Source organism: Streptomonospora alba (assembly GCF_000826685.1).
GTDB classification, from domain to species: Bacteria; Actinomycetota; Actinomycetes; order Streptosporangiales; family Streptosporangiaceae; genus Streptomonospora; species Streptomonospora alba.
This window is the reverse complement of record NZ_JROO01000047.1, coordinates 20627-44045: the sequence shown is the minus strand read 5'-3', so window position 1 is coordinate 44045 and position 23419 is coordinate 20627. Positions and strand designations below refer to the sequence as shown.

20 protein-coding genes are annotated in these 23419 nt (G+C 74.3%); 11 read left to right on the top strand and 9 right to left on the bottom strand.

What is annotated here, in order from left to right:
* The first annotated feature begins 80 nt into the window (after nt 1-80).
* The 4 genes from LP52_RS22705 to LP52_RS22690 all read left to right on the top strand — a co-directional run bounded on the left by LP52_RS22705 (nt 81) and on the right by LP52_RS22690 (nt 3519).
* On the top strand, nt 81-320 hold the full coding sequence (locus tag LP52_RS22705) for a hypothetical protein (RefSeq protein WP_193790031.1): 240 nt from the start codon (nt 81-83) through the stop codon (nt 318-320).
* Between the two features lie 237 nt (nt 321-557).
* The gene (locus tag LP52_RS22700) at nt 558-1865 is read left to right on the top strand and encodes an MFS transporter (protein ID WP_040276413.1); all 1308 of its coding nucleotides are present in this window, start codon (nt 558-560) and stop codon (nt 1863-1865) included.
* A 169-nt stretch (nt 1866-2034) separates the two neighbouring features.
* Entirely contained in the window at nt 2035-2838 is an 804-nt protein-coding gene (locus LP52_RS22695) for a DUF4352 domain-containing protein (RefSeq protein ID WP_052810164.1), read from the top strand.
* Nucleotides 2839-2976: 138 nt separating this feature from the next.
* Nucleotides 2977-3519, top strand: coding sequence for an MOSC domain-containing protein (locus LP52_RS22690; protein ID WP_040276412.1), 543 nt, complete (start codon nt 2977-2979; stop codon nt 3517-3519).
* A gap of 268 nt (nt 3520-3787) precedes the next feature.
* Here LP52_RS22690 and LP52_RS22685 read toward each other — a convergent pair whose 3' ends face one another.
* A complete protein-coding gene (locus LP52_RS22685; RefSeq protein WP_040276411.1) occupies nt 3788-4654 on the bottom strand; it encodes a (2Fe-2S)-binding protein in 867 nt (288 codons plus the stop codon).
* Between the two features lie 187 nt (nt 4655-4841).
* A complete protein-coding gene (locus LP52_RS22680; RefSeq protein ID WP_052810163.1) occupies nt 4842-5969 on the bottom strand; it encodes a dienelactone hydrolase family protein in 1128 nt (375 codons plus the stop codon).
* A 320-nt stretch (nt 5970-6289) separates the two neighbouring features.
* Here LP52_RS22680 and LP52_RS22675 point away from each other — a divergent pair, with 320 nt between their 5' ends.
* Nucleotides 6290-7138, top strand: a complete 849-nt coding sequence (locus LP52_RS22675) for a TetR/AcrR family transcriptional regulator (protein WP_052810162.1) — start codon at nt 6290-6292, stop codon at nt 7136-7138.
* Between the two features lie 275 nt (nt 7139-7413).
* Here LP52_RS22675 and LP52_RS22670 read toward each other — a convergent pair whose 3' ends face one another.
* The 3 genes from LP52_RS22670 to LP52_RS22660 all read right to left on the bottom strand — a co-directional run bounded on the left by LP52_RS22670 (nt 7414) and on the right by LP52_RS22660 (nt 12254).
* The gene (locus tag LP52_RS22670) at nt 7414-8592 is read right to left on the bottom strand and encodes a JmjC domain-containing protein (protein ID WP_040276431.1); all 1179 of its coding nucleotides are present in this window, start codon (nt 8590-8592) and stop codon (nt 7414-7416) included.
* Between the two features lie 401 nt (nt 8593-8993).
* Nucleotides 8994-11198, bottom strand: coding sequence for a prolyl oligopeptidase family serine peptidase (locus LP52_RS22665; protein WP_052810161.1), 2205 nt, complete (start codon nt 11196-11198; stop codon nt 8994-8996).
* A gap of 306 nt (nt 11199-11504) precedes the next feature.
* Complete coding sequence (locus tag LP52_RS22660; RefSeq protein ID WP_338011655.1) at nt 11505-12254, bottom strand: 4'-phosphopantetheinyl transferase family protein; 750 nt, start codon at nt 12252-12254, stop codon at nt 11505-11507.
* A 226-nt stretch (nt 12255-12480) separates the two neighbouring features.
* Here LP52_RS22660 and LP52_RS27495 point away from each other — a divergent pair, with 226 nt between their 5' ends.
* The 3 genes from LP52_RS27495 (at nt 12481) to LP52_RS22650 (ending at nt 14390) form a co-directional block, all read left to right on the top strand.
* Complete coding sequence (locus tag LP52_RS27495) at nt 12481-12651, top strand: hypothetical protein (RefSeq protein ID WP_157036440.1); 171 nt, start codon at nt 12481-12483, stop codon at nt 12649-12651.
* A 60-nt stretch (nt 12652-12711) separates the two neighbouring features.
* Nucleotides 12712-13518 carry a DeoR/GlpR family DNA-binding transcription regulator gene (locus tag LP52_RS22655; protein WP_040276410.1) on the top strand — a complete coding sequence of 269 codons (807 nt, stop codon included), beginning with the start codon at nt 12712-12714 and terminating at the stop codon, nt 13516-13518.
* 89 nt (nt 13519-13607) lie between these two features.
* Nucleotides 13608-14390, top strand: a complete 783-nt coding sequence (locus LP52_RS22650; protein WP_040276409.1) for a polyprenol monophosphomannose synthase — start codon at nt 13608-13610, stop codon at nt 14388-14390.
* Nucleotides 14391-14441: 51 nt separating this feature from the next.
* On the opposite strand, the gene LP52_RS22645 is transcribed toward LP52_RS22650, so the two are convergent.
* The 4 genes from LP52_RS22645 to LP52_RS22630 form a co-directional block, all read right to left on the bottom strand.
* On the bottom strand, nt 14442-15251 hold the full coding sequence (locus LP52_RS22645; protein WP_040276408.1) for an FAD/NAD(P)-binding protein: 810 nt from the start codon (nt 15249-15251) through the stop codon (nt 14442-14444).
* A 10-nt stretch (nt 15252-15261) separates the two neighbouring features.
* On the bottom strand, nt 15262-16764 hold the full coding sequence (locus tag LP52_RS22640) for an MFS transporter (RefSeq protein WP_040276407.1): 1503 nt from the start codon (nt 16762-16764) through the stop codon (nt 15262-15264).
* Between the two features lie 130 nt (nt 16765-16894).
* Complete coding sequence (locus tag LP52_RS22635) at nt 16895-19399, bottom strand: ABC transporter permease (RefSeq protein WP_040276406.1); 2505 nt, start codon at nt 19397-19399, stop codon at nt 16895-16897.
* Nucleotides 19400-19405: 6 nt separating this feature from the next.
* Nucleotides 19406-20179: an ABC transporter ATP-binding protein gene (locus LP52_RS22630; RefSeq protein WP_040276405.1), complete on the bottom strand. Its 774-nt coding sequence runs from the start codon at nt 20177-20179 to the stop codon at nt 19406-19408.
* A 370-nt stretch (nt 20180-20549) separates the two neighbouring features.
* Here LP52_RS22630 and LP52_RS22625 point away from each other — a divergent pair, with 370 nt between their 5' ends.
* The 3 genes from LP52_RS22625 to LP52_RS22615 all read left to right on the top strand — a co-directional run bounded on the left by LP52_RS22625 (nt 20550) and on the right by LP52_RS22615 (nt 23261).
* Complete coding sequence (locus tag LP52_RS22625) at nt 20550-21839, top strand: sensor histidine kinase (protein ID WP_052810168.1); 1290 nt, start codon at nt 20550-20552, stop codon at nt 21837-21839.
* A complete protein-coding gene (locus LP52_RS22620; protein WP_040276404.1) occupies nt 21836-22483 on the top strand; it encodes a response regulator in 648 nt (215 codons plus the stop codon). The genes LP52_RS22625 and LP52_RS22620 overlap by 4 nt, the downstream gene beginning before the upstream one ends.
* A gap of 163 nt (nt 22484-22646) precedes the next feature.
* Nucleotides 22647-23261 carry a TetR/AcrR family transcriptional regulator gene (locus tag LP52_RS22615; protein WP_040276427.1) on the top strand — a complete coding sequence of 205 codons (615 nt, stop codon included), beginning with the start codon at nt 22647-22649 and terminating at the stop codon, nt 23259-23261.
* Nucleotides 23262-23419 lie beyond the last annotated feature (158 nt).

Below are 23419 nucleotides of genomic sequence, written 5' to 3'. Positions count from 1 at the left end.
GTTCCCTCGATGTCCAGGCCTCGGGGGTGACCACATCCGGCCCAATGGGGAGATATCGGTCCGGGTATGAGCCCTTCGCTATGGACGAGGGCGAAGACGACGATCGGCATGAGACCGCGGCGCACATCGAGTGGCAGAAGCAGGGCGTGTGGCTCGTGCTGTGGGGCTCCTACACCCGCCGCTTCTGGGCGTTCGCGCGCTGGCCCGTGCCCCAGGGCGGAGCCGTGGTGTCGGGCGTCGACCCCGACGCCCTGTACGCCGAGATGCGCCGTGTGGAGCGCGAGCACGGATTCCTCCGCTGGCGCTACGGCGGCGGCTGAGCGCAGGCGTCCAGTGCCGAACCGCGTCCTGCGGCACGGGGATCCCGCGCTGACCGGCCCCTCCACGGGGCGCCTCCGGAACCCGAGCCGCACCCGGGGCGGGCTCCGCTGTACGCAGAAGCCGAGCGGTGCCGATTATGCGGGTTCGCCTCCTATGATCGGCTCGTCCTGAGTATCCGCAGTGGCGCCGGCCGCCGGCGAATGGGGGAAGAGCATGCGCACACGCTCGCAGCGGCGATGACGGCTTCCGACGAGGCCGCGCCGCCGCCCCGCGACGCCCGTGCCGACCCCGACCAGGAGACCGCACGCCGCGCCGCGCGGTCGGCCCGCCCGCGGGTGCTCGCCGTGCTCACCGGGGCGCAGGTCGTCGGCGGTGTCGGCGTCGCCTCCGCCGTGTCGGTGATCGGTCTGATCGCCCGCGACCTCACCGGCTCCCAGGGCTGGTCCGGCATGGCGACGACGATGGTCACGCTCGGCGCCGCCGTGCTGGCCCTGCCGCTCGCAAGCGCCGCCGCCCGCCGAGGGCGGCGCTTCGGGCTGAGCCTGGGCTGGTTCCTGGCGGCACTGGGCGGCGTCGGCGCGATCGCCGGAGCCCAGTTGGCGCTCTTCCCCGCCTTCCTGCTGGGCATGGTGCTCTTCGGCGCGGGCAGCGCCACGGGCCTGCAGTCCCGCCACGGTGCCGCCGACCTGGCCGGCGACCGAACCCGCGGCCGCGACCTCTCGCTCGTGGTGTGGGGCACGACGATCGGCTCGGTGGCCGGTCCGAACCTGACCGGTCCCGGCGCCGCGGTGGCGGGGACGCTGGGGCTCGACCCGCTGGTGGGGCCGCTGGTCTTCAGCACCGTCTCCTTCGCCGCCGCCGGGACCGTCGTCGCCCTCCTGCTGCGTCCCGACCCGCTGCTGCTGTCCCGCGCCGCCGCCGGCACCGCCCCGGCGGACAAGGGCGGAGCGTCTCGGCAGCGCGGATCCCTCGCCGCGTCGCTGCGGGCGATCGCCGCCGAACCCCGGGCGCTGCTAGCCATCACCGGCATGGCCGCCTCCCACGCCTCCATGATCACCGTGATGACCATGACGCCGGTGCACATGGAGTCCGGCGGCGCGCAGCTGAGCGTCATCGGGGTGACCATCAGCCTGCACATCGCCGGAATGTACGCGTTGTCTCCGCTGGTGGGCTGGCTCGCCGACCGGTTGGGGCGCGTGCCGGTGCTGCTGACCGGACAGGCGCTGATCGTGGGGGCGGCCGCATTGGCGGGCACGGCCGGCCACGACTCCACGCAGGTGGCGGCCGGGCTGATCCTGCTCGGACTGGGCTGGTCTTTCGGACTGGTCTCGGCGTCTGCGCTGCTGGCCGAATCACTGCCGCCCGAGCGCCGCCCTCAGGCGCAGGGCACGGCCGATCTGCTGATGCACTCCTTCGGAGCCGCCGGCTCGGCGCTGTCGGGCGTGACCCTGGTGGCGTTGGGCTTCGGCCCGCTCAACGCCGTGGCGGCGGCGCTGGTGGTGCCGGTCCTCCTCCTCGCACTGCGGGCGCGCCGCACCGGCTGATCCGCCTGCCGTACACCGGCACCACCTCACGCCGCCGTGACGCACAGTGATGGGCGCACCTCCGTGAAACACCCTTCAACCTGCGTGTCTCTCCGGGTGCCGGTCGGTAACGTGACCAACGGGCGTTACCGTACGTGAGTCGTGTGTGGCACCCCGCGAAGGAGCCGGCGTGGATGACCGTGAGGCGGCAGCGATCAGAGGCGCCGGCGGCGCCGATCCGCGGCATGCCGACGACACCGCGTCCGGGATCGGGGAGCCGGAGACCGAGGCAGCGGGCGAGCCGTCGCCGGCCGCCGCGCACGCCGCGGATCACGATCCCGACGCTCACGCCCCCACCACCCCGGATGCGGCCGCCGAGCCCGCCGAGGGCGGCCCCGGTACCTCCGAACCGGAACCGGTTCCCCGGCGGCGGAGGTGGCCGAAAACAGCGGCCGCTCTCGGTGCGGCGGCCCTGATCGGTGGCGCGGCCGTCGCTGTACTGATCGGCGGCGGCCCGTCCACCCTCGGCGGAGTCGCCGCACGCCTGCCGACACCGGGCGCCCAGCCCGAGCGGCCGCCCGCCGACGGGGCCTGGGGCCGGGTCGGGGACCCCGTCTCCTCGGGTGCATTCGAGTTCACCGTCACCGGTGTGCACACCGACCTGGACCACGTCGGCGGCACCGTGCAGGGGGAGCGGGCCCAAGGCAGCTTCGTGGTCGCCCGGGTCACCGTGCGCAACGTGGGCGACAAGGCCGGGTTCTTCACCGACGCCGATCAGCGCCTCGTCGACACCCAGGGCGCCCGCCACCGCCCCGACAACACCGCGGGCCTGCGCGCGGGAAACCCCGACGCGCTGTTCGGCCGCCTCGCCCCGGGCATGCAGGTCCGCGGCGGCCTGGTCTTCGACGTCCCGCCGGGCACCCGGCCGGCAGCCCTGCGGCTGCACGACTTCACCTCCGACCACAAGCCCGCGGTCGTCCGCCTGAAGGGCTGAAGCCGCCGGGGCTCACGCGCGGATCTTTACGCATCGGCCGATTGCGGCCGCCCTCGGACCGCCTGGCGCCGAGTCCGTGAAGGGGCGCGGGGCCTAGACTTCGGCACCGTCGAATCCGGCGACGGCGGGAGGGACGGCATGGCGGCGCGTGTGGCGGCGGTGGGCCTCAGTTCGGAACACGCCTTCAGCAAAACGGCGGCGGAGTCCGTCCGGCTGCTGGAAGGGCTGGGCGTCGAGGGCGACGCGCACATGGGGGCCACGGTTCAGCACCGGTCGCGGGTGGCGCGCGATCCCACGCAGCCCAACCTGCGCCAGGTCCACCTGATCCCCGGAGAACTGCACGACGAACTGCGGGAATCGGGCTACCGCGTGCGCCCCGGCGACCTCGGGGAGAACGTCACCACCCGCGGACTCGACCTGCTCGCCCTGCCCACCGGAACGCTGCTGGACCTCGGCCCGAGCGCGGTCGTCGAGATAACGGGGCTGCGCAACCCCTGCACGCAGATCGACGGCTTCCAGCAGGGACTGCTCGCCGAGGTGGTCGGCCGCGACGCCGACGGTGCTGTGGTGCTCAAGGCGGGGGTGATGGGCGTCGTGCGTGCCACGGGCCCGGTGCGGCCGGGCGACGCCATCGGCGTGCGCGCTCCCGCGCCCCCGCACTCCCCGCTGCGGCGCGTCTGAGTCGCCGGTCCCGGGCCGGGCGGCTGCGGCGCCGGGTAGGGAACCGGCTCGTGGAGCACTCTCATGGAGGGCGCCCGCGGTTCCTCGACGTGTCAGAGGGGAGCGGCCTGCACCGGGAGAGCGACCGTCGGGGGCGTGCCGTCGCCCGAAGCCGACGAGACCGGCCGGTCAGCACAGTGGGCTCCGTGCTTCCGCCCGCGGCCACCGCGCTGGGCGGGGGTTCCGAGAAAACCCCGCCCGGTCCCGCGAGGGCCGCGGGCTCAGCGCCCTACGGCGCCAAGGCCGGGTTGCGGATCCACTCCTGGAGTTCGGCGCGGCGGTCGTCGTCGCACTTGAGGGGGCACGTGGTGCAGAAACCGTGCTCGGGGTCGCCCTTGTAGTCGAAGCAGCACGTGCCCCGTACGGCCCAGGTGCCGCGCGGGTGCTCCTCGTAGAAGGGGAACAGGCGCGGCCGCGCACGGGTGACCGCGCCCGCCTCGATCAGCGCCTCGCCCAGGGCCCCGGCGCGCTGCCAGGCGTCCTCGGCGTCGCGGCCCAGGAAGCGCGCCGGGTTGAGCATGTAGAAGTGCTGGGTGTCGAGCACCCATCCCCACAGCGTGCGCAGCCCCACGCGCGTGTGCTCGTGCAGCGCGTCGATGATCGGGGAGAACGCACCCACCAGGTGGCGGGCGGCTATGGCGTTGAGGGCGTCCTCGTCGGGCACCACGACCGCGTCGGGGTGGCCCGCCGCCGGGTCGTCGGGCAGTACCGCCATGCGGGTGCTGGTGATGGTGGGCGCGCCGAAGGCCGAGGTGGACAGCCACGGGAACCACAGGTGGCGCTCGTCCAGCAGGGTGGCCCTGCCGGTGAGGTAGATGCCCGCCGAGACCAGGAAGATCGGCTCGCGCAGCAGCGCGCGCATGAAGTGGGTGGCGCCCGGCAGCTTGTGGTCGGGGCCGTGCTGAGCGGTAAGGCGGTTGAACAAGGGGCCGACCGCGCCCTCGGCGACCATGAGGTCGGTGCGGTACCAGTGCTCGGTGGCCGGGTGCTCGCGCGCGGACTGCACGGAGGTGGTGCGCACGTCGGGCAGCGGCGCGAACTTCAGCGGCCGGCAAGCGTCGATCACCGCCTGCAGCGGGGCCTGCTCATCGGCCATGCGGCCTCAGCCAACCTTTCTGCACCGCGTCGGGCGTTCGGCTTCGGGGCGTGCTACGCGGAACCGAATGCCGACCAAGCTGCGGAACGGGGAAGTCGATCACCGTCCTTTAGATGAGGCTACCCTAATATGCGATCTCGGGGCAATGAGCGCCCCGGCCGCCACGGACGCCCCTTTGAGGGGCCCTCTACCCGAGATGCTCGTGTAGCCACTCCGCCGCCTCCCGCTGCATCGGCGCGGACAGCGCGTGGCCGCCGGGATGGAAGCTGCCCTTGTAGGCCGAGGGGTGGCGGGCCGCTGCGTAGCGGGCCCGCAGGACTGCGTCGGCGCCGCGCATCCCCTCGGGCGTGAACAGGTGGTCCTGCTCGGCGTACTGGACCAGCAGCGGCGCGGGCGCGCGCGTGGCCGCCAGTTCGGGCCAGTCGCACTCGCGGCTCAGTCCCGCCGGGAACAGCATCCAGGTGTGCGGATCGACATGGCGCGCCGACAGCTGGGCGAAGGTCGACATCATGGCCGCCACCGCGCCGGCGCCGATCCGGTCGTCGAGCGCATGCAGCAGGGTCGCGCGCCATCCACCGCCGGACAGGCCCATGCAGCCGATCGCGTCGGCGCGCACGTCGGGCCGTGCGGCCAGGTGGTCCAGCGCCAGGAGGTCCTCGCGCGCCACCATGCCCGCCAGTGAGCTGCCCAGCAGCGTGCAGTACTTGGCGAGGGTGTGCTCGTGGTGGCGGGCGGCCGCGTCGTAGCGTTCGGCCGTGCCGGGCGGGGGTCCGGGGCGGGCGGCGAGTTCGGCCTCGGCGTCGCGCAGCACCCGCTCGGGCATGGCCGCCGCCTCGAATCCCCGGCTGCCCCAGGAGAAGGCGTCGTGGCAGAGCACGGTGAATCCCTGGCGCGCCAGGTCGTCGGCGACCGCCCGGTCGGCGTAGAGGTCGCCGCGCAGCCGGACCGCGGTCGGCGCAGGGCCCTCGGGTCCGTCGGCGAGCCGCTCGCGTCCGATGTGCTTGGTCCCGGCGTGGCAGTGCAGCGCGAGTACGCCCGGAAGCGGCTCCGTGGCCCCGGTCGGCCGCAGCACCCAGGCGCGTGTGCGCGGGCCGAACCCCGGCCACCACGACACCTCTCGGCCGTCGACGCCGTCCCGGCGCCACGTGCGGCCCTCGCGCACGCGCATGTCCTCGGGCGGCGCGAGCAGCCCCAGTACCGCGCGCAGCCGCTCGGGGTCCGGGCCGCGGCCGCCCGAGTCGAAGAGCCGGTGGCTGCGGCGGGCCAGCTCCACCCAGTCGTGGAACGCCCCGAGATGGGAAGCGCTTTCCTGCACTGGCTGCCGTCCTTTCGTCCACGGGGTCTCGGCCCCGCCCTGCGCACTGCCGTCTTTCGGATGCCCGGCGCGATCCGGTGTAGCGCCCCGCGCAGGATCGCTGACATGGGGTTGCGTATGCGGTGAATTGTTCCGGCAAGCGCTTTCCAGGTAAAGGGGGTGCACGAATGTCCCGGGGCGACAGCGCCGGCGGATCCGCCGGCCGACGCGCACGCAGGTCTCCGGCAGCGCCCGCGGCATGTCGGCGGCGGCGCGGTCGGACCTGTATGCGATACACGGTTCTAGGATGGGGTCGAGCCGGAAGTACGAAGTGGTGGACGATGGCGACGCAGCGCGACGAGCACGGCGGCAGCGGCGACGGGCAGCCGGAGATCGAGCGGCGTCTGGAGCTGCTATGGGGGGTGGCCGCTCGCCCTCGGCGGGGACCGCGTCCCCGGATGAGCCTGGAGGCGGTCGTGGCCGCGGCCGTGGGCCTGGCCGACGCCGAAGGGCTGGGTGCCGTGTCGATGCAGCGCGTGGCCGCCGAGCTGGGCTACACGACGATGTCGCTGTACCGCTACGTGCAGGGTAAGGAGCAGCTCGTCGAGCTGATGGCCGACACCGCCGTGGGCGAGCCGCCCGAGCGGGGCGGGGCCGCCGACTGGCGCGCCCGGCTGGAGGCGCTCACGCGCGCCATGGTGGACGGCTACCGCGCCCGGCCCTGGCTGCTGCGTGTGGAGATCTCCGGGCCGCCCCGGGCACCCAATCAGCTGGCCTGGTTCGAGGCCTACCTGGAGGCGCTGTCGGTCTCCGGCCTTTCCGGCGCCGAGCGGATCTCGGTGGTCATGTTCGTCGACGGAGCGGTGCGCGAGCTGGCCCGCATCGCCGTGCAGATCGAGGACTCGCGCCGCGGCGGCGGTGTCGGCGCCGCGGCGGCCGGTGCGGCCTACGCCGCGGCCTTGCGCCGCTTCGCCGCACCCGAGCGCTACCCCAACGTGGCGGCCCTGGTGGCCGAAGGGCTGTTCGACCCCGCGCCGCCGGCCCAGGGCGGTGCGGCCGCCGACGAGGAGGCGGCCGGCGAGGGGGGACCTGCCGACGACGTCGGCACGGACATCGTGTTCGGTCTGCGGCGCATGCTGGACGGTGTGGAGTCCTACGCCCGCGAGCGCGCGCAGGCGGGCGGCGCCTGAGGGAGCCGCCGGGGATGAAGCGGCTCCGGTGGGTTCGGGCGGACGCCGGGCGTCGGCCGGCCCCGTGCGGGGTCTCCGACCGGGCGGAGTCGCGGCATTCGCGACCGTCATCCGCGCCGGGCCGCCGGGGCCCGGTCCCGCGCGCGAGGCCCGCCCCTGCGCCGAGGAGGTCCCGGCGCTGGGGAGCCACGCCGCGGCGGCCCGCGCCCCAGCCGAGGCCACGGGATGTCGGGACGGCGCTGCGCAGCTGCGCGCCGCCGCCCCGCCCTCGGGGATCAGCGCAGCAGCACCAGTTGGTGGCGTACGAGCGCGCGCAGGACCGCGGCCGTGGTCTCCAGCGGGGTGCCGGAGTCCTCGGCCAGCTCGCCCGCTGTCGTGCGCGGTCGGCGGGCGAGTTCGGCCAGTACCGGCTCGGCCGCCGCGGGCAGGCGGTAACGCTTGCCCGAGACCGTGACCGCGACCTGCTCGCCCTCGCGCTGCATGGGCGGCGGCAGGATCGGTACGAACTCCACCCGGGTCTCGGCCTGCGGTGTGGCGCCGTCGACCGCCCAGGGCAGGGCGAAGGACTGGCGCCGGGGGAAGCGGGAGTCGTGCTCCTCCAGGAAGCCGTCGAGGTCGTGCTGCTCGGCCACGTCGACGAGCCGGCGGATCAGCTCGTGCTGGTGCTTGCGCCGCTCCTCGGCCGAGTCGAAGCGCGGCAGGTCGGTACGAAAGAAATCTACGTCGTAAAGGCGTTCCAGGACCGAGCGCGCCCAGTCGATACCCGTCGCGCGAGTGAAGCCGAACGTCAGGTGCATGCTGACGTCGCCGGTGCCCTTGACCGTGTGCCACCACCCGCGCGGTACGTGCAGGACGTGGCCGGGGGAGAGGACGCCCTCCCACACGGTGCCCTCGGGCGGGCTGTGGCCGTGGTCGGAGTCGACCTTCATCGGGTGCGGGCGGGTGCCGGGCCCGTGGACCTGCCAGGACTTGGTTCCCTCGACCTGGACGATGAAGGTGTCGTGGTCGTCCCAATGGGTGTCGAAACCGTGGGAATCGCCCCAGATCAGATACAGGTTCACCTGCGCCCGTTCGCGCACCAGCCGCATCAGGTCGTCGGTGGCCTCCTGCACGGGCGTGTGCAGCCGGTCGACGGCGTCGAGCACGAGGCTCGCGCCCTCCCGCAGTTCACGGTAGAGGCCGTCGGGGCGGATCACCGCGCGCTCGGCGCCCGAGGTGCTGCCCGAATCGGTGTAGCGCGCGGCGGGCACCGGTGCGCCCTTGCGGTGCAGCCGCAGGCGCGGGGGCTCCAGCGCGCAGCGGGCCAGGATGTCGTTGAGCGCGTCGAAGGTCAGCAGCGGGCGGACGGTCTCGGCGCCGAGGTCGGCGAAGACGACGTCGGTGGACAGCCGCGTGGAGAGGAGGTCCTCGCCCACGGCGGCGAGCAGCGTCTCGGTGAACAGGCGGTCGGTCACGACGGGGGCCTCCACTGCGGCGGTTGCGGCGGCGGGCCGCCGGAGGCGCACGACGCGCTCCGGCGACCTGTCGGTGACGGATGGGTCATGCCGACGTCGTCGGTCAGATGAAGTCGGAGCTGGAGTCGGTGCCGTCGTTGTCGCCGCCGGCGGTGATGTCGCGCGAGGTGACCTCGGTCAGCTCCTCGACCTCGACGTCGAACTCGTTGTGGTCCATGGCGTCTCCTGTTCGTTTCGCGGATGTGCCACTCGGTGCCCGCCGGCCGCAAGGCCCGGCCGCGCCCTCGGGCGCGGGGCGGTGCACCGCCAACCCCCGTCAGGGGGAGGTGCCGCCCCCGCGCTGTGCTGCGCGGGGGTGCGGCCGCCGGTGCGGCGGCCGCATGCCTGGGATGCCGCGGTGCTCACGCCTGCTCCCACCGCCGCACGAGCCGGGAGGCCGGCGCTTCCGCCGACGTCCGCGGGAGCACGAGACCGGTCGCGTCGGCGGCGAAGGCGTGGGCGTCGGCGGCGAGTTCGATCGCCTTGGTCACCGCGCGCGGGCCGTGGCCGACGTCGTGCTCGTAGCGCAGCAGCGCAGGGCGCTCGCCGGTCCGGTGGTGCAGCAGCGCGGCGCACATCTTGCGCGGATGTGCGGCGTCGGTGCGGGTGTCGCCGTGGAAACCGGTCAGCAGCACCGCGGGCCGGCCGCGGGCGCCGTCCTCCAGAACGCGGTGGTAGGGCGAGTAGGACATCAGCGCGGCGAAGTCCTCGGGGTCGGCGGCGGTGCCGAACTCGCGGATCCACATGGGGCCCATTCCCAGCCGCTCGAACCGCGCCATGTCGGCCAGCGGCGCCGAGGCGATGACGGCTCCGCACACGTCCGGTCGCCGGGCCGCCGCGGCCAGGACCAGCAGGCCGCCGGCCGAACCGCCCGAAAGGCACAGCTGCTCGCGGCTGCACGCGCCCTCCTCGACGAGGGCGTCGGCCGCGGCGACGAGGTCCTCGACCGAGCGCGGCTTGCTGCGGCGTGCTCCGCGCAGGTGCCACTCGCGCCCGAAGTCGCCGCCGCCGCGCACGTGGGCGACCGCGTAGCGGCCGCCGGCCAGCAGCCAGGCCAGCACCGTCGCGCTGAACCCGAACTGGCGGGGGCGGCCGAATCCGCCGTAGGCGTGCAGGATGGTCGGTCCCGGCTCGGTGGGCTCGGCGGAAGCGGCGGAACCGGAGCCGTCCTCGCCCGGGCCGCCGACGACCGAGAACACGGTGACGGGCACGCGCGTGCCGTCGGCCGAGCGGCATTGCAGGGTGCGCCGCCGGACGGTGGCGGGCGGGCGCGGCTGCGAACCCCGCGGCCACGGGCGCGGCCGGGTGCCGCCCGCCTCCAGCGCCAGGACGCACTGCTGGGTGGCGACGTCGGCGTAGCACAGATGGGCGCCGCCGGATCCGTCGGGCTCCAGCCGGGTGACCATGCCCTCACCGGGCAGGTCGATGCGGCGCAGCAGGCGGCCGTCGGCGGCGTGGCCGGTGAGCTCGCTGATCCCCAACCGGGTGCGGGTCACCAGTACCTCGGGGTGCTCGGCGGCGCCGACGGCGGCGAATCCGTCCAGGGTGGCCTCGGAATCCTCGCCGACGACCTCGTGCCAGTGGGCGGTGCCGGGCGTGCGTGGGTCGGTGGCGCAGACGCGGCGGAGCGGTGCGCCCAGTGTGGTGCGCAGGTAAAGCGTGCCGTCGGGGCCGAGGTCGGGGTGGGACTCGATCTCCTCGCCTGAGTGGACGGTGCGCCAGTGCGGAGCGTCGTAGGCCCCGGCCACGGCGGCGGAGCCGCTCGGCGCCAGGTCGGCGATCCAGACGTCGTTGCGGTGGCCGGTGCCGTGGCTCTCGGTGACCACCAGCCAGCGCCGCCCCAGCAGCCGCACGCCGGGAACCGTGCGCGGGCCGGTGCAGGCGCGTACCAGCACGTCGGGCTCGGGACCGGTGGGCGAGACGCGGTGCAGCCACACGCCGCGGCGGCCGTCGCCGTCGTCGCGGCGGACGTAGTAGAAGGCGTCGGGGCCGATCCAGGCGACGTTGGAGTAGCGCACGCCCTCGACGGGCGCCTCGACCGGCAGGCCGGTGGGGACCGAGAGCACCCGCAGCGCCCCGCGTTCCGTGCCGCCGGTGGAGGTCTGCACGGCCACGTACGCGCCGTCGGGGGAGGGCTCCCAGGAGTCCAGCGTGGTGGCGCCGCTGGGATCGAAGGCCTGCGGGTCGAAGACCGTCCGCTCGCTGCCGCCGTCCCCGCCTTCGTCATCGGGATCGGGATCGGTGAAGACGACGATGGCGGGGTGGTCGCCTCCGGCGGGCCGGCGGGTGGCGAAGACCCGGCGGCCGCGGCGCAGCGGCGGGGTCCACAGATCGGTGGCCACCAGGTCGCCGATGCACTCGGCCAGCGGCTCCCGCAGCGCCCACCGCTGGGCGGCCGCGACGAACTCGTGTTCGCGCTCGGCCAGCCACCGGCGGGTGGCGGGGGAGTCGGGGTCCTCAAGCCAGCGGTAGGGGTCGGCGACCTGGGTGCCGTGCACGGTGTCGACGACGCACAGCAGCGCCGCCCGGCCGTCGTCGCGGGCGGTCCCGTGGTTCGGGGCGGCCATGCTCACCTGGAGCCGAGGGGACGGGGGCGGCGGAGGACGGGTGCATGAGCCAAACCAATGCCACGGATGCGCACGCCTACATGGTTCAGAAGGGCTCCAACGCCGGTCAAGGTAGTCATCGCTGACCGGTGATCACGCGAATGTGTCCGCTAAGCCAGGTTTGCTACCTGACTGGGCTGCTCGCGCGGGCGGAGGGGATCATGGTGCGTCGGCGTCGGGCCGCCGAGGAGACCACGGGTGCGGCCGCCGGGGCCGCACGCGGACCTCGCGCCCCAGGCCGCCGGCTCGGCCCGCCGGAGGCGGCGGTCAGCCGACGGTGCGGCGGGTGCCCAGCAGATCGGCGGTATCGCAGATCCGCGTGTCCAGCGGGCCGGGGCAGAGCGCCGCGACAGCGGCCCGGTAGCCGGGGCCGGCGTCGAGGTCGGTGAGCCGCACGTCTTCTGGAGCCGCGGGGGAGTCCCACTCGACCACCGCGGCGGGATCGAAGGGGCCGCTGACGCCCACCGTGGCCAGCCCGCCGGAGATCCCGTCGCCGGTGGCCTTGAGCAGCGCCTCCTTGCGCGCCCAGTAGCCGAAGAAGCCCTCGGCCCGCTGCGGGGCGGGGACCCGGTCCAGGTCGCGGCGCTCCCGAGGACGCAGGCAGTAGTCGACGAGGCCCTCGGTGTCGCGGTCGGGCGCGACCTTCTCGACGTCGGCGCCCACGGGCGTGCCGTGTGCCAGCGCGAGCAGGACGCGGTCGCCGGAGTGGCTGATGGAGATCTCCAGCCCGGCGGCGGGGCCGGCGGGGCGCGGTTTGCCGTGGGGCTCGGGGCGGGGGTCGGGACGGCGCCGGCAGGCGCGGCAATGCAAGGTGAAGGTGACCTGTTCGGGAGCGCACCCGGCCTCGCGTGCGAGCGCCAGCCGGGCCAGCGCGTGGGCCACCAGGTAGCGGTCGCGGTCGGCCGGTGCCCGGAAGCGTTCGCGGCGTTCGCGCTCGCCGGCGTCGAGAAGGTCCAGCAACGCGGGAGAGGCGTCGTCTGGCGAGGCCCACCACAGCCGGCACGTCAGCGCAGTCACCCGTCCATTCTGTCGTGTTCGTCCACCGAACGCACCCCGGGTGCTTCGCCGTCCGCCGCCCGGTGAGCGCGGGTCCGCGGCCCCGGCGGCGGTGCGGGCAACTCGCCTCGCCGGGGCGGCATGAAACCGACTGCTACGGGGCATCGATGGGGTGAGTGACCCCGCGGCGCGGGCCCTTCCCGAATCGCGGTGTCGCCGGTCGGCCCGCTCGCCAGGGAGGCCCCCCGTGTCCATGATGGCGCTGTTCGGTATCGCGACATTGGCCGTGCTCGGCCTGCTGATCGCCCTCTTCGTCGTCGTCTTCGTCCTCCGCGGCCCCTCGTTGGAGGACGACGCCTCCGCCGACGACACGGCCATCGACGAATCGTTCCACACCCACGGAGTGCACATGAGCTGACCCCGGCGGCTCTATCATCGGAGCGCGGCCCCCCAGCCAGCACCGGAGATGGAGTATCCCATGGCAGACGAGACCAGGCCGGCGTTCGCGGCCGAGCGCCGCGAGAGGATCCTGGAGCTGGTGCGGGCCAACGGCGCCATGGCCTTGCGTGAGATCGCCTCGCGTGTGCGCGCCTCGGAGGTCACCGTGCGCCGCGACGTGCGGGCCCTGGAGGCGGACGGCCTCATCGACCGCAGGCGCGGCGGCGCCGCGCTGCCGGGGCGGTTGGGCTTCGAGCAGAGCTACACCCAGAAGAGCGGTCAGGCCGCGCCTGAGAAGCTGGCCATCGCGGCGGCGGCGGCGCGCCTCGTCGAGGACGACGACGCGGTGGTGCTGGGTCCGGGCAGCACCACCGAGGCCCTGGCGCGCGAGCTGGTGAGCCGCCAGAACCTCACCGTGGTGACCAACTCCCTGCTGGTGGCCGAGGTGCTGGCCTCGGCCCCGGGCGTGGAGGTGGTGATGACCGGCGGCACCCTGCGCGGGCCGATACGTGCTCTGGTGGGCGCCGCCGCCGAGCAGGCGTTGTCGGGACTGCGCGTGCGCATGGCCTTCGTCTCGGGCAACGGGGTCACGGCCGAGCGCGGCCTGAGCACCCCCAACCCCGCGGTGGCCAGCGTCGACCGCGCGCTGGTGGCCTGCGCCCAGGAGGTCGTGGTGCTGGCCGACCACACCAAGGTCGGTGCCGACACGATGGTCCAGACCGTGGCGCCCGAGCACATCGCCCACCTGATCACCGACAACCACGCCGACCCCGAGGTCCTGATGACGTTGGAGGACATGGGAACCCTGGTGCACGTGGCGGTGCTGGAGGTCGACCGGGGAGAATAGAGGCCGAGCGCCTTCTCGGTGGTGTGCGGGGCCGCCGCCCCGTACGCTGCCCGATGAGCCCGAAGACCCGCGGATTTCCTGGAGCGCCCATGCCGAGTCCGGTGACCCTGCCCGAACCGTGGGCGCGGTCTGCGGTCAGCGTCGTCGTGCCCACCTACAACGAGGCCGACAACCTGCCCGTGCTCGCCCGCGGGCTACTCGAGTCCCCGCTGCCCGAGCTGCGCCTGGTCGTCGTCGACGACGACTCGCCCGACGGCACGGGCAAGATCGCCGAGGAGATCGCCGCCCGGTACAACACACCCGACCGCGAACGCGTGACGGTGGTGCACCGCACCGCCAAGGAAGGGCTGGGGCGCGCCTACGTGGCGGGCATGACCCGCGCGCTCGCGGACGGCGCCGAGTTCGTCGTGCAGATGGACGCCGACCTCAGCCACCCGCCGGGATACGTGCCCCAGCTCCTGGGCACCATGCTCTCCACCGGGGCGGGCGTGGTGATCGGGAGCCGCTACGTGCCCGGGGGCAGCCTGTCGCAGGAGTGGCGCCCGCACCGGCGGCTCCTCAGCTCCTGGGCGAACACCTACGTCAAGACGATCCTGGCCATGCCGATCCGCGATGTCACCGCCGGTTTCAAGATCTGGCGGCGCGAGGCGCTGGAGGCCGTGGATCTGGAGACCGTGGACAGCAGCGGCTACAGCTTCCAGGTGGAGATGCACTACCGCGCCTTCACCCGCGGCCAGAAGATGGTGGAGATCCCCATCCACTTCGAGGACCGCCGCGAGGGCGACAGCAAGATGGACCTGGCGGTGCAGGTGGAGTCGGCACTGCGCCCCTTCCGCCTCAAATCCGCCGAGCGCCGCACCCGCGGGAGCTGAGCCCGGCGAGGTAGCAGTCTGGACCCCGGGCACCTGTGTCGAGGGACGCGCTTAGGCCTGGCCCCGTCCCGGCGGGGTGCGCAGCACGGTGTCGGCGAGGCGCTGGGCCAGCGCATCGGCCTGGTCGCGGATGCGCGGGACCGTCGCTTCGGAGTCGCCGCGGCGCACCGACCCGATCGCGAAGAGCCGGGCCGCCTCGCCCTGCGGAGTGGTCAGCGCGCCGCAGGAGCAGGCCGACAGCCCCGACGCCCCCTGAGCGCCCTGGGCAGCACCCTCGACCGGGGGCGGCGCCGTGACGGCGGGGTCGCCCGTGGCCACCACCGCAGCCGCGGCCCCTATCCGCTCGCCCGAGGCCAGCTGCACCGCCGCGCCGCCGTCGTCGCCGCCGACCCCTACCGCACGGTCGGTGCAGGTGTGCAGCGTGGCGTAGGGGGAGGCCCAGGCCGCCGTGGCCGCCAGCGTGTCGGCGAGGTAGTCGCCGTAGACGCGGCGCGACAGCAGCGTGTCGGGTCCGCAGGCCGCCGGGGCGAGCGCGGTGGCGCCTGGGGACGGCGCGGCGGCGCCGCCCGTCCGGCGGGGGGAGGACCGCTCGGCGCGGGCCCACTCCATCAGGTGGCAGGGGCGGTCGGGCAGCGCCGACATGTGCTTGACGGGGATCTCCAGCAGGCACTCCCCGCCCGCTCCGCCGTAGGGCCGCCCGCGCGCGAACCGGCCGTGCTCGTCGATCAGAACGATGCGGTAGGCCAGGCGCAGCCACGTGGTGGCGCGCAGCAGCGCGATCGCGGCGAGGGCCGCCCCCGCTCCGCCGCCCACGAACGCGATGGCCGGCTCGCCGCCGTCCTTGGCCGCGGCATCTCCCATGTCCCCGACTCTAGGACCTCTCGCCGCCCCCGCGAAGGGGGTCGCCCGCAGACGAACCGGGACAGCGGTGCAGCGGCGGCCCCGACACGCCGCAGAACCTCCGCCCCGACGCCGGCGCGGGCGTCCGGCGGCGCAGCAGCGCCAGCGCCAGCAGGCCCGCCGCGGCGGCGAGGCCGGCGGTGATCAGCATCGCCGGGCCGAATCCGCCGGAGATCCCCGCGTCTCCACTGACGCCCGCGAGCACCGGCACCGCCGCCACCCCGATCAGCTGCGCGGTGCGCGCCAGCGTGTTGTTCACGCCGGAGGCGACGCCGGCGTGGCGCTCGGCGGCCGAGGCCAGCACCGTGGCGGTCAGCGGCGCCACCGCGGCCGACAGGCCCAGCCCCACCAGCACCACGCCCGGCAGCACTCCGGTGGGGTAGGAGGTCCCCGGCTCCAGCCGGGACAGCAGCACCAGCCCCGCCGCCAGCACCAGGGGGCCGAAGCCGAGTTGCCAGCGCGGTCCGATCCGCTGGGCCAGCCGGCCCGACTGCCCCGAGAGCGCCAGCATCAGGACGGTGATGGGCAGCGACGCCGCCCCCGCCGCCAGAGCGGAGTAGCCCAGCACCTCCTGCAGGTAGATGACCAGCAGGAACATCTGCGGTCCCAGGGCGCCGTACATCGCCACGGTGATGATGTTGGTGATCGTGAACCGGCTGGAGGAGAAGATGTCCAGCGGCAGCATGGGGTGGCGGCTGCGGCGCTCCACCGCGGCGAAGGCCGCCAGCGCCGCCGCGCCGGCGACCGCGGCGCCCGCCACCCGCCAGTCGGCGGCGGTCTCGCCCGCCGCGATCAGCGCGTAGGAGAGCCCGGCCAGCCCCGCCATGCCGAGAACGGCTCCCGTGTAGTCCAACCGTTCGGGTGCCTCGGCATCGCGCGACTCGGGCAGGTGCACGCGTGCGATCACCAGCACCACCGCCGCGATCGGCAGGTTGATCAGGAAGATGAGCCGCCAGGAGCCCGCGTCGACCAGCCAGCCGCCCACGAACGGCCCGATCGCCGAGGCCACCCCCGTCAGCCCCGACCACGCGCCGATGGCCCGCGCCCTGTCGCGCTTGCGGAAGCCCGCCTGCAGGATCGCCAGGCTGCCCGGGGTCAGCAGCGCGCCGCCCACCCCCTGCAGCACCCGGCCGGCGATCAGCCACTGCAGGGTCGGTGCCAGGGAGCACAGCGCCGAGGCCAGGGCGAAGAAGGCCACGCCCGCCGAGAACACCCGCACCCGCCCGTACCTGTCACTGAGCGAGCCGCTGAGCAGGATCAGCGACGACAGCGTCACCATGTAGCCGTTGGCGGTCCACTGCAGGCCCGCGACGCCGGAGTCCAGGTCGCCGGAGATCGCGGGCAGCGCCACGTTGACCACCGTGGAGTCCAGAAAGGCCATCCCCGAGGCGAGCGCGGTGGCCGCCAGCATCCAGCGCGCGGCCGGCGTGCCCCACGCTGCGCCTTCCGGCGCGTCGGCGTCCTCGGCTGTCATTCCTTCGCCTCTTCCGGCCGTGGGCGGCAGCCCCGCAGGGGCGGGCGGGCCGCGCTCGGCCCGCCCGCCCCCACGGTAGGCAGCCGCCCTGCGGGCCACCACCTCGGCGCCGGTGTGTCGGCGTAGGCGCCTACTCGCTGGCCATGGCCGCGGTGATGGAGGTGCGCGCCGCCCGTCGCGACGGCAGCACCGAGGCCAGCAGCCCGGCCGCGACCGCGGCCGCCAGGAAGGCGGCGATCTGCGCGGTCGGCACGCGGAACAGCAGGTCGTCCAGGACGGCGGCCGAGGCGGCCCAGCCGAAGAACACCCCCAGGCCGATGCCCACGAGCGCCCCGACCAGGCACATCAGCACCGCCTCCCACATGAGCATCACCCGCAGCTGAGCGCGTTTGAGGCCCATGGCCCGCAGCATCGCCGACTCGCGGGTGCGCTCCAGCACCGACAGGGCCAGCGTGTTGGCGATCCCGAACACCGCGATCACCACCGCCAGGCCCAGCATCGCCACGACGGCCAGGAACGCGGTGTTCAGCACGTCCTCGTACTGCCGGCGCATCTGCGCCATCGAGTCGACCTGGAGCGTTGGTCGGTCCTCCACCGCCGCGTAGACCGCGTCGCGCAGCTCCTCGTCGCCGGCGGACTCGGCGCCGGAGACCATGAGCATCTCGTCGCCCCGGACCTCGGGGAACGCCGAGGAGAAGTCCTCGGGGTCCATCAGCACGCTCCAGGAGCTCTGCGCGCCCTCCACGAGGGCCGCGATCTCGTAGTCGCGCTCGCCCTCGCCGGTCGTGAGCGCGAGCGTGTCGCCGACGCCGCGCTCTCCGGCGACGTCGGACACCACCGCCACGCGGCCCGGTCCCACGTCGGCCAGGTCCCCGGCGTCCGTGCCGCCGCCGGCCGCCTCCTCCGGCGGCACGCCGCGGAAGGTCGTGTACCGGACGAAGCCGTCCCCGGTCTCCGCGGTCGCGGAGCGCTGGGCGACCACCTCGGCGACCTCGGGCGACTCCCGCAGGTCGCGGGCCACCTCCGGCGGGACACCGGGCCCCTCCTCGGCGAATTGGGCGCGGACCTGGTAGTCCATCGGGAACTGCCGATCGAGCATGTCGGTGGTGGTGGCCATCATCGAGGCGTTGACCACCGAGTAGCCGGTGATCAGCGTGGCGCCCACCGTCAGGGCGATCATGGCCGTCGCCGCGCGCCGCGGATTGCGGCGCGCGTTGTCGGCGGCCAGCGCGGTGGAGACCCCCAGCGCCCGCATCAGCGGGGACACCGCCGCTACAGCCGCCCGCACCAGTAGGGGGCTGAGGACGATCACGCCGGCGAACGCGACGAAACCCGCGCCGACCACCAGGTACAGGCCGGTCTCGGGATCGTCGGTCTGCCGGGCGAGGGCGACCACCCCTGCGGAGGCGAGCAGGAGCACGGTGCCCGTCGCCATGCGCAGAATCCCGACGCGCGTATCGAGCGCGGTCGCGGTCGCGCTGGTGCGCAGCGCGGCCAGCGGCGGCACGAGCGTGGCGCGCCGCGCCGGGAGCACCGCCGCGATCAGGGTCGTCACGGTGCCCACGGCCAGCCCGATGAGCACCGTCTGGGCCTTCACCACGACGTCGGCCGAGCCCGCGTCGGCGTCGAACGCCTCGGCGCCCACCGCGAAGCCCGCGTAGCCGAGCCCGACCCCGGCGAGCACGCCCAGCGCCGAGGCCAGCAGCCCCACGACCAGCGCCTCGGTCACCACGGCGGTGAATACCTGTCGGCGCACCGCGCCCACGCAGCGCAGCAGCGCCATCTCGCGCTGGCGCTGGGCCACCAGGATGGCGAACGTGTTGCTGATGACGATGGCCGCCACCACGACCGATACCAGGGCGAACAGCAGCAGCCCGGTGGCCAGGGCGTCGGCCTGGGCGCCGGCCTGCTCGGCCAGTCGGTCGCCCAGCTCCTGCCCGGTGAGCACCTCGGTGCCGTCTCCGGCGACAGCGGAGACCGCATCGGCCGCCTGCTGGGCCGAGACGCCTTCGGCGGCGAGGGCGTCGATCTCGGAGTAGCCCTCGGCGCCGGTCATCTCGGCGGCGACCGGCGATGTGAAGGCCACCGCTCCGCGGTAGGCGAGGGAGGGCTCGGTGCCGAAGTCGATCAGGCCGGTGACGGTGAACTCGTGCTTCTGCTCGTCGGGCCCCAGGACGGTCGCGCTGTCGCCGACCTCATAGCCGGTCGCTTCGGCGGTGGAGGTGGCCAGGGCCGCCTCGCCCGGCCTGTCGGGCAGTTCGCCCTCGTCCGCCGAGAAGCGGGTGGGCTCGCCCACCGACACCCCGGCGGTGGGCACGCTGCCGACGGCGCGGCCGTCCTTGTCCAGCAGCGGGGCGTCGCCCATGGTCACGCCGGCGGCACGGTCGATCTCGGGCAGCTCGCGGACCTCGTCGAGGACGTCGCCGGAAACGGGATCCTCGCTGCCCTGCGCCGGTAGGACGACGGCGTCCATCCGCTCCGCCGAGCCCATCACCTGGCTGGAGAAGCTTTCCCGCAGGGTGTCGGAGAACACCAGCGTGCCGGAGACGAACATGACGCCCAGGGCGATGGCGAGTGCTGTGGTGACGAGCCGGCCCTTGTGCATGCGGAGGCCGGCGAGTGTGGTGCGCAGCATTGCGGCTCAGGACTCCAGCTTCACCAGGCGGTCGAGCACGGTCTCGGCGGTGGGCTGGTGGACCTCGTCCACCAGCCGCCCGTCGCGCAGGAACACGACCCGGTCCGCGTAGGCGGCGGCCACCGGGTCGTGGGTGACCATGATGACCGTCTGGCCCAGATCGCGCGCGGAGTCGCGCAGGAAGCCGAGCACCTCCGCGCCGGAACGGGAGTCGAGGTTGCCGGTGGGCTCGTCGGCGTAGACGACCTCGGGGTCGCCCAGCAGCGCCCGGGCCACCGCGACCCGCTGCTGCTGGCCGCCCGACAGCGCGGAGGGCAGGTGGCCGAGCCGGTCGCCCAGCCCCACGACCTCGACGATGCGCTTGAAGCGGGCGGGATCGTGCCTGCGCTTGGCGATGCGGCCGGGCAGCAGGATGTTCTGCTCGGCGGTGAGCATCGGCAGCAGGTTGAACGACTGGAAGATGAATCCGATGCGGTCGCGGCGCAGCAGCGTCAGCTGCTTGTCGCGCAGCCGGGTGATCTCGGTCCGGCCCAGGTGCACCGTCCCGCTGGTGACGGTGTCGAGGCCCGCGAGGCAGTGCATCAGGGTGGACTTGCCGGAGCCCGAGGGCCCCATGATCGCGGTGAACGCGCCGCGGGCGAAGTCGACGGTGACGCCGTCCAGGGCGTGCACGGCCGAGTCGGCGCGCCCGTAGACCTTGACGAGGTCGCGGGAGGTGACCACGGGCGGTGCGTGGGTGGGGTCGGATGCGGGGGCGGCCTTGGCCGCGCTCTGGCTCACGTCGTGTTCTCCGGATCCGCTACGGGGACGGTGCATGGCAGTGCGGCGTTCGAAAGCGCCCTCGGCGCCCGTTCGAACGCAGTCCCGGACACGCTACGGCCGCCGCGGGCGGCGATTCCTCCGCCGCAGTGCCCAGATTCGCGGGGAGGGAAGGCGACTTCCGCCCGGTGGCCCCCGCACATCGGCGGCGATCGGCACCGACTTTCGTCGGGGCGGCCCGGGGCGGGCGCGCTCGCCCCCGGTGGCGCTCGGGTGCGGGGCGGCGGTGCTGACCGGGGGTGCCGCAACGGCACCGACTTTCGTATGGGAGGGGAGAACGCCGCAGGTCGGCGGCTGTACGGCGCGTTTGCTCGGCATAGACTGGCCGACCATGGCGCAGGATGGGGCGGCACCTCCCTCGGGTGCGAGTACGGCGCGGCCCGAGCCGGGATGGGCCCGCTGGTGGGCGCGCAGGCACCGCGTCGCCGATTGGCTGCTTGCCGCGGCCTTCCTGCCCTGGACCGGCCTGATGCTGGTAGGCGAGCCGCACGGCCTGCTGGGCCTGCCCGCCCTGGCGGCGGTCGGCATCGCCGCGCCGGTCGGCAGCACAGCGGGCGTCCTCCTCGCCCTTCACACCGCGTGGGGTGCGCTGACATTGGGTGCGGCGGTCTCGACCGTCGTGCTCTTCCGCCGCACGCGGCCCCGGCTGATGTTCGGCGCGGCGACTGCCACGCTGCTGGGCTACGGCGACATCGGCATGGCCGCCCTGGCCCTGTTCACCTACGCGGCCTGGTACGACGACCGGCGGCGGCTGGGGCTGTGGGCCGCATGGCTGACGCTGTGCACCCTGGCCGTCTACACGGTCGGCGGACCCATTACCGCACCGGCGGCCTCCAGCATGCTCATCATGTTCTACGGCATGCCGCTGGCCGTGGGCCTGTGGATCGGCACCCGCCGGGTGCTCATCGCCAACCTGCGCGAACGCGCCGAGCGCTTGGAGCACGAACAGCACCTGCTCGCCGATCAGGCCATCACCGCCGAGCGCACCCGCATCGCCCGCGAGATGCACGACGTAGTGGCCCACCGCGTCAGCCTGATGGTGCTGCACGCCGGCGGGCTGGAGGTGTCGGCCCCCGACGAGCGCACCGCGCAGAGCGCCGGGCTGATCCGCACCACCGGCCGGGACGCGCTGGCCGAGCTGCGCGATATCCTCGGCGTGCTGCGCGACGAGCCGGAGGCGAGCGCCCCTACCGCGCCCCAACCGGTGCTGGCCGACCTCGCCCACCTCGTCGACGACTGGCGCGCCGCAGGCCTGTCCGTTGACAGCAGCAGCGCGGGTACGCCGGTCGCGCTGCCCGCCCAGACCGAGCGCACCGCCTACCGCACCGTCCAGGAGGCGCTGACCAACGCCGCCAAGCACGCCCCCGGAGCGCCGGTGCGTGTCTACCTGCACCACCGTCCCGACATCCTGGAGATCACCGTGGACAACGCACCGCCGCCCGCCGGATCCGCCGCCGAAGCGCCCCCTTCCAGCGGCTACGGGCTCGCCGGCCTGCGCGAACGCGTCGTCCTGGCGGGTGGCGAACTGTGGTCGGGACCCCTGCCGCACGGCGGGTGGCGGGTCGGCGCCGCGCTGCCGGTGGCGCGCCGGGACCGCGGCGCGACGGAGGCGGCCGAATGATCCGCACCCTCCTCGTCGACGACGAGCAGCTGGTGCGCTCGGGTCTGCGGATGATCCTCGAAAGCGCCGAGGACATCGACGTCGTCGGCGAGGCCGGTGACGGCGACGAGTCGCTGGAGCTGTCCGCGCGCCTGGAGCCCGACGTGGTGCTGCTGGACATCCGCATGCCCGGCACCGACGGGCTGACCGCCGCGGCGTCCATGGCGCAGCTGCCGCGCCCGCCCAAGGTGGTGCTGCTGACGACCTTCGACCTGGACGAGTACGTGCACCGCGCGCTGCGCGCCGGCGCGATGGGCTTCCTGCTCAAGGACACCCCGCCGCGCGACCTCGTCAGTGCGGTGCGCACCGTCGACGAGGGCAACGCGATGCTGGCGCCCAGCATCACCAAGCGCATGCTGGAGCGCTTCGCGGTCTCGGCCTCCGGGACCGCGGCCGAGGCCGCCCGCAGGCTGCAGGTGCTCAGCGACCGCGAACGCGACGTGCTCGTCGCCGTCGCCGGCGGGATGTCCAACGCCGAGGCGGGCCGCAGCCTGGGCATGCGCGAGGCGACGGTCAAGGCCCACGTCAGCAGCATCCTGGCCAAGCTGGGCATGGGCAATCGCGTGCAGGCGGCCATCCTCGCCCACGACGCGGGATGGGCGTGAGCCCGGCCGGCGCCGGGCCTGGCTCCGCGCCGCGCCCCCGAGTGCGTCTATTGTGTTGTGGTGTCCGCCCGCGGGCCCAGGGGGAGCCGCGGGGCGCAGGCAAGGTTTCCGCTGTCGTAAGAGAGGTCGTGCCGTGGCCGTTCGCACCCACGGGGGCACGGGGATGTCGGCCGTGACCCCTGCTGATTCCGCCGAGTCCTCGGTCCCGCGGCGGCTGCTCGCCGTGGCGACCCGCCTGTTCGCCGAGAAGGGCTTCGACCGCACCTCGGTGCAGGAGATCGTCGATGCGGCCGACGTCACCAAGGGGGCGATGTACCACTACTTCGACTCCAAGGACGACCTGCTCGCCGAGATCTACGCCCGCGTGCTGCGCCTGCAGATGTCGCGGTTGGCCGACATCGCCGGCCAGGACCGGCCGGTGGCCGAGCGCGTCGAGCACGCCGCCGCCGACGTGGTGGTCAGCACCATCGAGAACCTCGACGACGCGACGATCTCCTTCCGCTCGCTGCACATGCTGCGCCCCGAGAAGCAGCGCGAGGTGCGGGACGAGCGCCGCCGCTACCACGAGCTGTTCCGGTCGCTGATCACCGAGGGCCAGCAGCAGGGCGTCTTCACCGACCGGGTGCCCGCCGACATCGTCGTCGACTTCTACTTCGGCAGCGTGCACCACCTCAGCACCTGGTACCACCCCGAAGGCGCGCTGAGTCCCCGGGAGATCGGCGCGCACTACGCCCGCCTGCTGCTCGACGCCCTGCGCCCGGCTCCCTCCGCCCACTGAGGCGCCGCGCGGTCCCGCCGGACAGGGCCGGGCCGGCGCCGTCCCGGCCCCGAGGCGTCGGCGGCCGCGCCTGCGCGGCAGTCAGGCCGAGGGCGCCGCGTCCGATGTCGGCCGCGTGTCCACAGGCGGGGTTTCACGTGGTGGTCGCGGGTGTGGCG